At 56.5% G+C, this 13160-nt stretch carries 11 protein-coding genes; 7 read left to right on the top strand and 4 right to left on the bottom strand.

Annotated features, from left to right (window positions below; genetic code table 11):
- Positions 1 to 234: 234 nt before the first annotated feature.
- Positions 235 to 780: an oligoribonuclease gene (orn, locus tag V6944_RS21940; RefSeq protein ID WP_185669307.1), complete on the bottom strand. Its 546-nt coding sequence runs from the start codon at positions 778 to 780 to the stop codon at positions 235 to 237.
- A gap of 107 nt (positions 781 to 887) precedes the next feature.
- Here orn and rsgA point away from each other — a divergent pair, with 107 nt between their 5' ends.
- From rsgA to mscM, 3 genes are all read left to right on the top strand, one after another.
- Positions 888 to 1943 carry a small ribosomal subunit biogenesis GTPase RsgA gene (gene rsgA / locus V6944_RS21935; protein ID WP_185669306.1) on the top strand — a complete coding sequence of 352 codons (1056 nt, stop codon included), beginning with the start codon at positions 888 to 890 and terminating at the stop codon, positions 1941 to 1943.
- 120 nt (positions 1944 to 2063) lie between these two features.
- Complete coding sequence (gene asd, locus V6944_RS21930; protein WP_333500516.1) at positions 2064 to 3068, top strand: archaetidylserine decarboxylase; 1005 nt, start codon at positions 2064 to 2066, stop codon at positions 3066 to 3068.
- 20 nt (positions 3069 to 3088) lie between these two features.
- Positions 3089 to 6406, top strand: a complete 3318-nt coding sequence (mscM, locus tag V6944_RS21925) for a miniconductance mechanosensitive channel MscM (protein WP_333500515.1) — start codon at positions 3089 to 3091, stop codon at positions 6404 to 6406.
- A gap of 54 nt (positions 6407 to 6460) precedes the next feature.
- Here the strand turns inward: mscM and yjeM are convergent, their stop codons facing one another.
- Positions 6461 to 7963, bottom strand: a complete 1503-nt coding sequence (yjeM, locus tag V6944_RS21920) for a glutamate/gamma-aminobutyrate family transporter YjeM (protein ID WP_333500514.1) — start codon at positions 7961 to 7963, stop codon at positions 6461 to 6463.
- 213 nt (positions 7964 to 8176) lie between these two features.
- A complete protein-coding gene (gene epmA, locus V6944_RS21915) occupies positions 8177 to 9154 on the bottom strand; it encodes an elongation factor P--(R)-beta-lysine ligase (RefSeq protein WP_185669303.1) in 978 nt (325 codons plus the stop codon).
- A gap of 310 nt (positions 9155 to 9464) precedes the next feature.
- On the opposite strand from epmA, the gene frdA reads away from it, so the two are divergent.
- The 4 genes from frdA to frdD are packed head-to-tail and all read left to right on the top strand — an operon-like array spanning position 9465 to position 12758.
- Entirely contained in the window at positions 9465 to 11255 is a 1791-nt protein-coding gene (gene frdA, locus V6944_RS21910; RefSeq protein ID WP_333500513.1) for a fumarate reductase (quinol) flavoprotein subunit, read from the top strand.
- Positions 11248 to 11982: a fumarate reductase iron-sulfur protein gene (frdB, locus tag V6944_RS21905; protein WP_333500512.1), complete on the top strand. Its 735-nt coding sequence runs from the start codon at positions 11248 to 11250 to the stop codon at positions 11980 to 11982. The genes frdA and frdB overlap by 8 nt, the downstream gene beginning before the upstream one ends.
- A 10-nt stretch (positions 11983 to 11992) precedes the next feature.
- Complete coding sequence (frdC, locus tag V6944_RS21900; protein WP_333012446.1) at positions 11993 to 12388, top strand: fumarate reductase subunit FrdC; 396 nt, start codon at positions 11993 to 11995, stop codon at positions 12386 to 12388.
- A gap of 10 nt (positions 12389 to 12398) precedes the next feature.
- Positions 12399 to 12758 (top strand): fumarate reductase subunit FrdD, encoded by a 360-nt coding sequence (gene frdD, locus V6944_RS21895; RefSeq protein WP_035894225.1) that lies wholly within the window; start codon positions 12399 to 12401, stop codon positions 12756 to 12758.
- Between the two features lie 70 nt (positions 12759 to 12828).
- On the opposite strand, the gene sugE is transcribed toward frdD, so the two are convergent.
- The gene (gene sugE, locus V6944_RS21890; protein ID WP_185669301.1) at positions 12829 to 13146 is read right to left on the bottom strand and encodes a quaternary ammonium compound efflux SMR transporter SugE; all 318 of its coding nucleotides are present in this window, start codon (positions 13144 to 13146) and stop codon (positions 12829 to 12831) included.
- Positions 13147 to 13160 lie beyond the last annotated feature (14 nt).

The raw sequence follows: 13160 nt of genomic DNA, 5'->3' as shown, positions 1-13160 counted from the left end.
ACTCGCGACCCCGACCTTGGCAAGGTCGTGCTCTACCAACTGAGCTATTCCCGCAAAATCTGGCAATTTTTGTTGCTGTCGTAATTCGCATTTCTGCTTCGTTACGGGAGGCGTATTATACGAGAATTCTTTCCCCCTGCAACCCCCCTTGAAGCGTTTTTTTTAAAAAACCGTTCAAGTGCTGGATAAATCGGCAGGTTGGCTATTTTAGCGCCAACTCATCCCTTTAGCACGTTAAAGCTGAATAAAATGTTCGCGGTAGTAGGCCAGTTCCGCCACCGACTCACGAATGTCGTCCATCGCCTGGTGAGTGCCCTGCTTTTTAAAGCCCGGCAGAATTTCCGGCTTCCAGCGACGAGCCAGCTCTTTCAGGGTGCTGACATCCAGATAGCGATAGTGGAAGTAGGACTCCAGCTCCGGCATGTATTTAAACAGGAAGCGACGATCCTGACCGATACTGTTACCACAAATTGGTGATTTGCCTTCAGGCACCCATTGCTTTAAGAATTCCAGCGTCGCCAGCTCCGCTTCACGGTCGCCCATGGTGCTTGCCTTCACGCGTTCCACCAGGCCGCTGCCGGTGTGGGTACGCACGTTCCAGTCATCCATCAGCGCCAGCTGCGCATCAGATTGGTGAACGGCAATGGTCGGCCCTTCCGCCAGAATATTCAGCTGTGCATCGGTCACCAGCGTGGCGATTTCAATAATGCGATCGCGCTCGGGATCCAGACCCGTCATCTCCAGATCGATCCAAATGAGGTTGTTTTCATCTGCACTCATGCTATTTTCCACCCTTCTTGTCTAACCTGCCGCTGCGGGTTAACTAGTATTAATTAGCGTGTATCATAGAGGTTTTGCCCGATATGGGCGACCAGGAGTCAGCACGATTGAGTAAAAATAAACTCTCCAAAGGTCAGCAGCGCCGCGTTAAGGCGAACCACCAGCGCCGCCTCACAACAGCCGCGGAGAAGCCAGATTACGACGACAACCTGTTTGGCGAAGCCGCCGAAGGGGTCGTCATCAGCCGCTTTGGCATGCATGCCGACGTGGAATCCGCCGACGGTGAAACCCACCGCTGCAACATCCGCCGCACCATCCGTTCGCTGGTTACCGGCGACCGCGTTGTGTGGCGTCCGGGTAAAACCGCCGCCGAAGGGGTGAACGTTAAAGGTATCGTTGAAGCGGTGCACGAGCGCACCTCGGTACTGACGCGCCCTGACTTTTACGACGGCGTGAAGCCCATTGCCGCCAACATCGATCAGATAGTCATTGTTTCTGCCATTTTGCCCGAGCTGTCGCTGAATATTATCGACCGTTATCTCGTCGCCTGCGAAACATTGAGCGTTGAGCCGCTGCTGGTGCTGAACAAAATCGACCTGCTGGACGATGAAGGCATGGCGTTCGTCAACGAGCAGATGGATATCTACCGCAACATTGGCTACACCGTTCTGATGGCCTCCAGCCACACCCAGGACGGCTTAAAGCCGCTGGAAGCCGCGCTGACCAACCGCATCAGCATCTTTGCCGGACAGTCTGGCGTGGGTAAATCCAGCCTGTTGAACGCCCTGCTGGGGCTCAACGACGACCGCATTCTGACCAACGACGTTTCCGATGTCTCTGGTCTCGGCCAGCACACCACTACCGCTGCACGTCTTTACCACTTCCCGCACGGCGGCGATGTGATCGACTCACCGGGGGTGCGTGAATTTGGCCTGTGGCACCTTGAGCCGGAACAAATTACCAATGGTTTTGTCGAATTCCACGACTACCTTGGACACTGTAAGTATCGCGACTGTAAACATGATACTGACCCAGGCTGTGCTATCCGTGCAGCCGTAGAGGAAGGGAAGATTGCCGAGACTCGTTTCGAAAATTATCACCGCATTCTGGAAACCATGGCGCAGGTAAAAACGCGTAAAAACTTTTCAGACATAGATAATTGAGAACTATGATTTTGCCGACTGACATTTTCGTCAACAGTCGCTAGAATCGGCCGCTTTTCTTTTTAAGATCCGACGCCCGTCGTCGGATTAGGATCGACACATAATGGCCTGGAGGCTACCTTGTTAAACTCGTTTAAACTTTCACTGCAATACATTCTGCCTAAACTGTGGCTTACGCGTCTCGCAGGCTGGGGTGCGAGCAAACGAGCGGGATGGCTGACTAAACTGGTTATCGATCTGTTCGTGAAGTTCTACAAGGTCGATATGAAAGAAGCGCAGAAGCCGGACACCGCCAGCTACCGCACTTTCAACGATTTCTTCGTTCGCCCGCTGCGTGACGATGCCCGCCCGGTGAATACCGACCCAGGCGTGCTGGTGATGCCAGCCGATGGCGTAATTAGCCAGCTTGGCGCGATCGAAGACGACAAAATTCTGCAGGCCAAAGGTCATAACTACTCGCTGGAAGCGCTGCTCGCGGGTAATTACATCATGGCTGACCTGTTCCGTAACGGCAGCTTCGCGACCACCTACCTGTCGCCGCGCGACTACCACCGCGTGCATATGCCGTGCAACGGTATTCTGCGTGAAATGATTTACGTGCCGGGCGATCTCTTCTCCGTGAACCACCTGACCGCGCAGAACGTCCCGAATCTGTTTGCCCGTAACGAACGCGTTATCTGCCTGTTCGATACTGAATTTGGCCCAATGGCGCAGATTCTGGTCGGTGCGACTATCGTGGGTAGCATCGAAACCGTCTGGGCAGGTACCGTAACGCCACCGCGTGAAGGCGTGATTAAGCGCTGGACCTACCCAGCGGGCGATCAGGAAGGTTCAGTGGCGCTGCTGAAAGGCCAGGAGATGGGCCGCTTCAAGCTGGGCTCTACGGTTATCAACCTGTTTGCGCCGGGTAAAGTCACGCTGATGGAACAGCTGAAAAATCTGTCCGTCACTAAGCTTGGCGAGCCGCTGGCTATTTCCACCGAAGCTGTGGTTGAAGCTGAGGCCGCACCGGTTGTTGAACCTGTCGTTGAGCCTGCGGCCGAAGCCGTCGTAGAGCCAACTGTTGAATCTGCTGTAGAGCAGGATGTCGCCCCGAAGGCAGACAACACGCAAGAAAAAAGTTAATCACACAATAAGGGTCTGACGTGCGCCTGATTATCACTTTACTGATGGCCTGGTGCCTCAGCCAGGGGGCGTACGCAGCGACGGCCCCCAACGCTCGACAAATTGCCCAGGAACTGGAACAGGCAAAGGCGGCAAAGCCCGCCCAGCCTGAAACCGTCGAAGCGTTACAAAATGCCCTGACCGCGCTCGAGGAGCAGAAAAGCTCTCTTGAGCGCGCCGCGCAGTACCAGCAGGTTATCGACAACTTCCCCAAACTCTCCCAGACGCTACGTAATCAGCTCAACAACCTGCGCGACGATCCGCGCCCGGTGCCTGAAGGCATGAGCACCGATGCGCTGAATCAGGAGATTTTGCAGGTCAGCAGCCAGCTACTGGAAAAAAGCCGCCTTGCCCAACAGGAGCAGGAGCGCGCCCGCGATATCGCCGACTCCCTGAACCAGCTTCCCCAGCAGCAGACCGATGCGCGTCGCCAGCTCAACGACGTAGAACGCCGCATCGGGACGCTGGCCGCTAATACGCCGCTGGCGCAGGCACAAAGTCTCAATCTACAAGCCGATTCCAGCAAGCTGAAAGCGCTGGTTGATGAACTCGAGCTGGCGCAGCTCTCCGCCAATAACCGCCAGGAGTTGGCGCGCATGCGCTCTGAGCTGGCACAGAAGCAAAGCGAGCAGTTGGATGCCTATCTGCAAGCCCTGCGTAACCAGCTTAACAGCCAGCGTCAGCGCGAAGCCGAACGGGCGCTGGAAAGCACCGAACTGCTGGCGGAAAACAGCGAAAACCTGCCGACGGGCATCGTTGACCAGTTCAAAATTAACCGTGAGCTTTCGCAGGCGCTGAACCAGCAGGCCCAGCGTATGGATCTGGTGGCTTCACAGCAGCGTCAGGCTGCCAATCAAACGCTACAGGTGCGTCAGGCCCTGAATACGCTGCGCGAGCAGTCGCAGTGGCTGGGCTCGTCTAACCTGCTCGGTGAGGCGCTACGTGCGCAGGTTGCTCGCCTGCCTGAAATGCCAAAACCTCAGCAGCTTGATACCGAAATGGCCCAGCTGCGCGTGCATCGTCTGCGCTATGAAGACTTGCTGAACAAGCAGCCGCAGCTGCGCCAGATTCGTCAGGCCGACGGCCAGCCGTTGACCAGCGAAGAGAACCGCATTCTTGAAGCCCAGCTGCGCACCCAGCGCGAATTACTCAACTCCCTGCTGCAGGGCGGCGACACGCTAATTCTCGAGCTGACCAAGCTCAAAGTCTCCAACAGCCAGCTGGAAGACGCGCTAAAAGAGGTCAACGAAGCGACCCACCGCTACCTGTTCTGGACCTCCGACGTGCGGCCTATCGACTTCAGTTGGCCGATCGAGATTGTGCAGGACCTGCGCCGCCTGATCTCGCTCGACACCTTTAGCCAGCTTGGCAAAGCCAGCATGATGATGCTCACCAGCCGCCAGACGCTGTTCCCGCTGTTCGGGGCACTGCTACTGGTCGGCTTCAGCATTAGCTCACGCAAGCACTTCACCCGTTTTCTGGAACGTTCCAGCGCCCGCGTCGGTAAAGTCACCCAGGATCACTTCTGGCTGACCCTGCGCACGGTCTTCTGGTCAATTCTGGTAGCCTCGCCGTTACCCGTGCTATGGGCAACGCTCGGCTATGGCCTACAGGAGGCGTGGCCCTTCCCGCTCGCGGTCGCCGTGGGCGATGGCGTCACCGCTACCGTACCGCTGCTATGGGTGGTGATGATCTGTGCGGCGTTTGCCCGCAGCAACGGCCTGTTTATCGTCCACTTTGGCTGGCCGCAGCACCGCGTGGCCCGCGCTATGCGCTACTACCTGATGAGCATCGGGCTTATCGTGCCGCTGATTATGGCGCTAATCATGTTCGATAATCTCAACGATCGGGAATTCTCCGCGTCGCTCGGCAGGCTCTGCTTCATCCTGATTTGCGGGGCGCTGGCAATGGTGACGCTGAGCCTGAAACGCGCCGGTATCCCGCTGTATCTCGATAAAAGCGGCAGCGGCGAGAACCGTATCAACCTGCTGCTGTGGAACCTGATGATTGGCGCGCCTCTGCTGGCGATTTTCACCGCGGCGGTGGGCTACCTCGCCACCTCGCAGGCGCTGCTGGCGCGTCTGGAAACCTCGGTTGCTATTTGGTTCTTGTTGCTGGTGATTTACCACGTCATCCGCCGCTGGATGTTGATTCAGCGCCGCCGTCTGGCGTTCGATCGCGCCAAACATAAGCGCGCCGAGATGCTGGCGCACCGCGCCCGTGGGGAAGAAGAGCCGCATGCCACCAGCCTGGAAGGCTCGGCGGAGATGGAGATGAGCGAAGTCGACCTCGACACCATCAGCGAGCAGTCGCTGCGTCTGGTCCGCTCCATCCTAATGCTGATTGCGCTCGTGTCGGTGATTATCCTGTGGTCAGAAATCCACTCGGCGTTCGGCTTCCTTGAGAACATTTCGCTGTGGGACGTCACCTCCACCGTACAGGGCGTAGAGAGCCTGGAACCGATCACGCTTGGTGCAGTGCTGATTGCCATTCTGGTGCTAATCATCACCACCCAGTTGGTACGTAACCTTCCGGCACTGCTTGAGTTGGCCATTCTGCAACACCTGGATTTAACGCCGGGCACTGGCTATGCCATCACCACCATCACCAAGTACATCCTGATGATGATTGGTGGCCTGATGGGCTTCTCACTGCTGGGGATTGAGTGGTCGAAGCTGCAATGGCTGGTCGCCGCACTCGGTGTCGGCCTCGGCTTTGGTTTGCAGGAGATTTTCGCCAACTTCATCTCCGGCCTGATTATTCTGTTTGAGAAGCCGATTCGCATCGGCGATACGGTTACCATCCGCGACCTGACCGGTAGCGTCACGCGCATTAACACGCGTGCGACGACCATCAGCGACTGGGACCGCAAAGAGATTATCGTGCCGAATAAGGCGTTTATCACCGAGCAGTTCATCAACTGGTCGCTATCGGATTCGGTTACCCGCGTGGTATTAAGCATTCCGGCGCCGTCGGACGCCAACAGCGAAGAGGTGGCGCAGATCCTGCTGACCGCCGCGCACCGCTGTTCGCTGGTGATTGATAATCCGGCACCAGAAGCGTTTCTTGTGGATTTACAGCAGGGGATTCAAATTTTCGAACTGCGTATCTACGCCGCCGAGATGGGCCACCGTATGCCGCTGCGTCACGAGCTGCACCAGCTGATTCTGGCCGGTTTCCGCCAGCACGGTATCGATATGCCGTTCCCACCGTTCCAGATGCGTCTGGAAACCCTGGATGGCCGGAAAACGGGAAGAACGCTGACCTCCGCAGGCAAACGTCAGCCGGGAAGTCTGTAATACATAGGTAGCCCGGACGAGGCGCGTAAGCACCGACGCCGGGCTACCACTGATTTACTCTGCCACCAGAACCGGCTGACGGTTAATACGGCGATGGTAGTTCTCATAAATCGCCATCGCCAGCAGCGAGAAGAAGATTGGCCCGCCAACCATCCACATTGCACTGCTCCAGTCCCCTGCCTCAATCACCGGCTGAATAATGGTGAAGATGTTCGCGAAGGTCACGACCAGCACCACCACGCTGGTTGCCAGCAGGGTCGAGCCTTTGTTTTTGAAAATCACAAACGGACGTTCAAGATCCATTTTGGCCTTAAAGAACGGGAAGGCTAGCGCCAGGAACAGGTACGGCAGGGTCATCGACACGTTCGCCATCAGCGTCAGCTTGTTGTAGAACGCCGACGCGGTATCGCCACCAAACGACACCAGCAGAATAAATGCGCTCACCAGCAGGCACTGCATCCACATCGCGGTGGACGGCATGCCGTTGGCGTTCAGGCGGGTCATCGACGCCGGCCACAGCGCTTTTGGCGTCCCCTGAATAATCGCCTTCAGCGGCGAGTAGCTCAGGGTGAAGAATGCCCCGGTGTAGGCGAGGAACATCGACAGACCGGTGATACGCGCAAACCACACGCCCACGGTTGCCGCCACGTCCGGCGACAGGTGCATGGCGTTGCCAAGCGTTGAGCCCAGGCTGGTCATCAGCACATAGGTAATGTTGCCGAGGTTCACCGAACGGTCGCTCAGAATCTGCTGCCAGTTGGTGCTCACGCCCCACAGGAAGATCGCCAGCGAATAACCGATAGAAATAACAATCGCCGCAAACACAATTCCTTTCGCAAAGTTCTTTTCCGGCTTCTCGGTTTTATCCACCAGACCGCCAACGGCTTCAATACCGCCGTAAGCAAAAATAGCGAATACCACAAACGATAATACCGCCAGACCGGACTGATAACCAGGGTTAGGCGAGATAGTGAAATTAAGTGGTTGTGCGAAGTGGCCGCCATTTAATAACAAAATGGCAATACTCACTAACAATAAAACTAAATTCAGACACATTACGGAAATACCACCAACGGCGGTAATGCGGGCAATCTTATTAATACCTTTCGAGGCTACCGTGGTGACCAGCACCATCCAGACGACGGCCAGCAGCCCCACAACCTGCGTCGACTGCAACCCTGCCACGCTCCAGTGCTGCGTCATATCAGAGCCAAACAGGAAGGTAGAGAACGGCACCCACACCTTGGCGGAGGTACTCACCATCCAGACCACATAAGAAGAGAACCACATAAAGGTGCCGATAAACGCATAGCGTGGACCCACGCTATTATTCATCCAGGAATAGATCCCGCCCTCTTCTTTACGATACGCCGAGCCCATTTCAGCCATCATTAAGGCGAAGGGGATAAAGAATAAAAGCGCGGAGAATATATACCAGGTGATTGCACTATAGCCCATCAAATAAAAGGCAGAGGGGCTATTGGCAAAGCCAAATACTGACGTAAATATCATTAGGATGAGTCCTATCAGGCTCATCTTTTTAATTGATTGGGTCATATGACCATCCCTTATTTCAGAACATTTTTTTACACATCGACAGGGCACCGCGCTGCATGCTTGCGAGAGCAAGGCAACGGAAAATCGACGCGAGAAATTGCTGGCTGGATAATAGCAAATAACCAGACAAATCTTGTGACCTTAAGAGGGAATTTGGAAATATATGACTAAAAATGGCGCATAAAGCGCCATTTTATCTTAACGAAGAGAGGGTTACGCGCGATCAACGCTAAAGGCCAGCACCTCAGCCAGCGTTTCCGTCCCCAGCGCCAGCATGATCAGGCGGTCAACGCCCAGCGCCACGCCGGAACAGTCCGGCAGGCCAGCGGCCAGCGCATCCAGCAGATTTTGATCGATAGGCTGCTGCGGCAATCCGCGCGCCGCACGTTTACGGTTGTCCTGCTCAAAGCGCTGCTGTTGTTCGCGCGCATCGGTCAGCTCGTGGAAGCCGTTCGCCAGCTCAATCCCCTTGAAGTAAACCTCAAAGCGTTCGGCCACGCGATGGTCTTCAGCGCTGATCTGCGCCAGCGACGCCTGGCTTGCCGGGAAGTGATAAACGAAGGTTGGGCGGTCTTTACCGATATGCGGCTCGACGCCGAAAGCAAACAGCAGCTGCAGCAGCGTATCACGGTCTTCTTCGGTATCCGCCACGTTGCTCAGGTCGAGCTTCGCTGCGACTTCGCGCAGCTGCGTTTTGTCGGCAGACAGCGGATCAATTTCCAGATGACGCTGGAACGCCTGCTGATAGGAGAGGCTCTCCGCCGGCTGGGTTTCCAGCACCTGCTGCAGCAGATCGTCTACCTCATTGATCAGACGATACATATCAAAGTGCGGGCGATACCACTCCAGCATGGTGAATTCCGGGTTATGGTGGCGACCCATCTCTTCGTTGCGGAAGCTACGGCAAAGCTGGAACACCGGGCCACACCCTGCTGCCAGCAGGCGCTTCATGTGGTATTCCGGGCTGGTCATCAGATACAGGTTCATTCCCTGAGAATGACCTGGGCCAACAAAGCGAGTCTCAAACGGAACCAGATGAATGTCAGTTACCGTTGCCTGGCTCATACAAGGCGTCTCCACCTCCAGTACTCCACGGTCGGCGAAGAAACGGCGAATTTCCGCCATCAGTGCCGCACGCTTTAACAGGTTAGGGATGGATGCGCTCGGCTGCCAGGTTGCCGTCTCGCTCATGTTTTTTTCTCCGATTTCAGACAAGGGCACGAAGTCTACCCGCAAGTGATACACGACACAAATATTGCTCAACCATTTCCCCTATGGCCGAGAGCAACATTTCCCTAATTAATTCCGCAATGTAATTCATCAGCTACAGTGATAAATAGCCGCACATAACGACAAAAAAATCGAACACATCAAATTTCCCCCACAACCCTACGGGTATACTGCTTTACCCATAAAGGAGCAGTGGAAACGTTTTTGCGCAGGCCACGTGATATCCCCCCACGCAGCCTGTTGTGAAATAACAAAAATCTGGAGGAATGTCGTGCAAACCTTTCAAGCCGATCTAGCCATTATTGGCGCAGGCGGGGCCGGATTACGTGCTGCTATCGCAGCCGCTCAGGCCAATCCAAAAGCCAAAATCGCATTGATCTCAAAAGTTTATCCTATGCGCAGCCACACCGTGGCCGCTGAAGGTGGCTCCGCCGCCGTCGCACAGGACCATGATAGCTTCGAATACCATTTTCACGACACCGTCGCCGGTGGCGACTGGCTTTGCGAGCAGGATGTCGTCGATTACTTCGTCCATCATTGCCCAACCGAAATGACCCAGCTCGAACAGTGGGGTTGCCCGTGGAGCCGCCGTCCTGACGGCAGCGTCAACGTTCGCCGCTTCGGCGGAATGAAGATTGAACGCACCTGGTTTGCCGCCGATAAGACCGGCTTCCACATGCTGCATACCCTGTTCCAGACCTCCCTTCAGTTCCCGCAAATCCAACGCTTTGATGAGCACTTCGTCCTCGACATTCTGGTCGATGATGGTCAGGCTCGCGGCCTGGTGGCGATGAACATGATGGAAGGCACGATGGTGCAAATTCGCGCCAACGCGGTGGTGATGGCCACCGGCGGCGCAGGCCGCGTCTATCGCTATAACACCAACGGCGGCATCGTCACCGGTGACGGCATGGGCATGGCGCTGGGCCACGGCGTTCCGCTGCGCGACATGGAGTTCGTCCAGTATCATCCGACCGGCCTGCCGGGTTCGGGCATCCTGATGACCGAAGGCTGCCGCGGTGAAGGCGGTATTCTGGTCAACAAAAACGGCTATCGCTACCTGCAGGATTACGGCATGGGCCCGGAAACCCCGCTGGGCGAGCCGAAAAACAAATATATGGAACTGGGTCCACGCGACAAAGTCTCCCAGGCCTTCTGGCACGAATGGCGCAAAGGCAACACCGTGCCTACGCCGCGCGGCGACGTGGTCTACCTCGACCTGCGCCATCTCGGCGAGAAAAAACTGCTGGAACGTCTGCCGTTCATCTGCGAACTGGCGAAAGCCTACGTTGGCGTCGACCCGGTGAAAGAGCCGATTCCGGTGCGCCCAACCGCGCACTACACCATGGGCGGTATCGAAACCGACCAGCAGTGTGAAACCCGCATTAAAGGGCTGTTTGCCGTCGGCGAATGTTCTTCCGTCGGCCTGCACGGCGCCAACCGTCTGGGCTCCAACTCGCTGGCAGAACTGGTGGTCTTTGGCCGCATGGCCGGTGAGCAGGCGATGGCTCGCGCGGCAACCGCCGGTGAAGCCAACGGCAGCGCGCTGGACGCGCAGGTCAACGACATCGAAAACCGCCTGAAAGCGCTGGTGAATCAGGAAGGCAGCGAAAGCTGGTCGAAGATCCGCGACGAAATGGGTCTGTCGATGGAAGAAGGCTGCGGTATTTACCGTACGCCGGAGCTGATGCAGAAAACCATCGATAAGCTGGCGGAACTGCAGGAGCGCTTCAAGCGCGTCCGCATTACCGATACCTCAAGCGTCTTCAACACCGACCTGCTCTATACCATCGAGCTGGGCCATGGTCTGAACGTGGCTGAATGTATGGCGCACTCCGCCATGGCGCGTAAAGAGTCTCGCGGCGCACACCAGCGTCTGGACGAAGGCTGTACCGAACGTGACGACGTCAACTTCCTCAAACATACCCTCGCCTTCCGCGACGCCGACGGCACTACGCGCCTCGACTACAGCGATGTGAAGATAACGACCCTGCCACCGGCAAAACGCGTCTATGGCGCAGAAGCCGAAGCGGCCGAGAAGAAGGAGACGGCGAATGGCTGAGATGCAGAATTTAAAAATTGAGATTGTGCGCTACAACCCGGAAGTGGACAGCGCACCGCACAGCGCCTTCTATGAGGTGCCTTACGATGAGCAGACCTCACTGCTGGATGCCCTGGGCTACATCAAAGATAACCTCGCACCGGACCTGAGCTACCGCTGGTCCTGCCGTATGGCTATCTGCGGCTCCTGCGGCATGATGGTCAACAAGGTGCCGAAGCTGGCCTGTAAAACCTTCCTGCGTGAATACACCAAAGGAATGAAGGTCGAGGCGCTGGCAAACTTCCCTATCGAGCGCGATCTGGTGGTCGATATGACCCACTTTATCGAAAGTCTGGAAGCGATTAAGCCGTATATCATCGGCAATCCGCGCACGCCGGATCAGGGGCCTAATACCCAGACGCCAGCGCAGATGGCGAAGTACCACCAGTTCTCCGGCTGCATCAACTGCGGCCTGTGCTATGCCGCCTGTCCGCAGTTTGGCCTGAACCCAGAGTTCATCGGCCCGGCGGCGATTACCCTGGCGCATCGCTATAACGAAGACAGCCGCGACCACGGTAAGAAAGAACGCATGGCGCAGCTGAACGGCCAGAACGGCGTCTGGACCTGTACGTTTGTGGGCTACTGCTCCGAAGTGTGTCCGAAACACGTCGACCCGGCAGCCGCCATTCAGCAGGGTAAAGTGGAAAGCTCGAAAGACTTTCTTATCGCCACCCTGAAACCACGCTAAGGAGTGCATGATGACGACTAAACGCAAACCCTATGTACGGCCAATGCCGTCCACCTGGTGGAGAAAGCTGCCGTTTTATCGCTTCTATATGCTGCGTGAAGGAACGGCGGTGCCGACGGTGTGGTTCAGTATCGTGCTGATTTACGGCCTGTTCGCGCTTAAACACGGCGCGGAAAGCTGGGCGGGCTACGTCGGTTTCCTGCAAAACCCCGTAGTAGTGGTGCTGAACCTGATTACCCTGGCCGCCGCGCTGCTGCATACCAAAACCTGGTTTGAGCTGGCGCCGAAGGCTGCCAACATCATCGTTAAAAGCGAAAAAATGGGGCCAGAGCCGATTATCAAAGGGCTTTGGGTGGTTACCGCGGTAGTCAGCGTGGTGATTCTGTTTGTCGCGCTGTTCTGGTAAGGAGACTGGTATGATTAACCCGAACCCAAAACGTTCCGATGAACCGGTATTCTGGGGTCTGTTTGGTGCAGGCGGCATGTGGGGCGCGATTATTGCGCCAGTCATCGTGCTGCTGGTTGGCGTGCTGCTGCCGTTAGGCCTGGCACCGGCCGATGCTTTCAGCTACGAACGCGTGCTGGGCTTTGCCCACAGCCTGATTGGCCGCGCGTTTATCTTCCTGATGATCGTTCTGCCGCTGTGGTGTGGTCTGCACCGTATTCACCATGCGATGCATGATCTGAAGATCCACGTCCCGAACGGGAAATGGGTGTTCTACGGTCTGGCAGCAATTCTGACGGTGGTGACGCTGGTCGGCGTGCTGTTTATTTAACGCCGTGCCGCTTCCCGGCAGCGCTACGCTTGGGCGGGCTACGACATCACACGTAGCCCGCCCAAGGCCATTAATGCGCGCTCATTTTTAAGCCAATAATTCCCATCACAATCAGCGCCAGGCTGGCGATGCGCATCGGGCTTGCCGACTCGCCCAGCAGCAGAATGCCGGTAATCGCCGCGCCAACCGCGCCAATCCCCGTCCATACCGCATAGGCCGTCCCCACCGGCAGGCTTTTCATCGCCCACGACAGCAGCGCCATGCTGGCAATCATCGCCACAATGGTAATCACGCTTGGCACCAGGCGGCTAAAACCATGAGTGTATTTCAGGCCAACGGCCCAAACGACTTCGAGCAGGCCAGCAATAAAGAGAATTAACCAGGACATATCAGGCTCCATAA

The sequence above is a fragment of the Kluyvera sp. CHPC 1.2972 genome (genome assembly GCF_036759925.1).
GTDB lineage: Bacteria > Pseudomonadota > Gammaproteobacteria > Enterobacterales > Enterobacteriaceae > Kluyvera.
This window is presented reverse-complemented; position numbering and strand designations above follow the sequence as displayed.

What these genes read in the sequence shown, in the direction of transcription:
- frdC (WP_333012446.1), top strand. Translation starts at nt 11,993, where the DNA reads ATGACGACTAAACGCAAACCCTATGTACGGCCAATGCCGTCCACCTGG.
- frdB (WP_333500512.1), top strand. Translation starts at nt 11,248, where the DNA reads ATGGCTGAGATGCAGAATTTAAAAATTGAGATTGTGCGCTACAACCCG.
- frdD (WP_035894225.1), top strand. Translation starts at nt 12,399, where the DNA reads ATGATTAACCCGAACCCAAAACGTTCCGATGAACCGGTATTCTGGGGT.
- orn (WP_185669307.1), bottom strand. Translation starts at nt 780, where the DNA reads ATGAGTGCAGATGAAAACAACCTCATTTGGATCGATCTGGAGATGACG.
- yjeM (WP_333500514.1), bottom strand. Translation starts at nt 7,963, where the DNA reads ATGACCCAATCAATTAAAAAGATGAGCCTGATAGGACTCATCCTAATG.
- epmA (WP_185669303.1), bottom strand. Translation starts at nt 9,154, where the DNA reads ATGAGCGAGACGGCAACCTGGCAGCCGAGCGCATCCATCCCTAACCTG.
- sugE (WP_185669301.1), bottom strand. Translation starts at nt 13,146, where the DNA reads ATGTCCTGGTTAATTCTCTTTATTGCTGGCCTGCTCGAAGTCGTTTGG.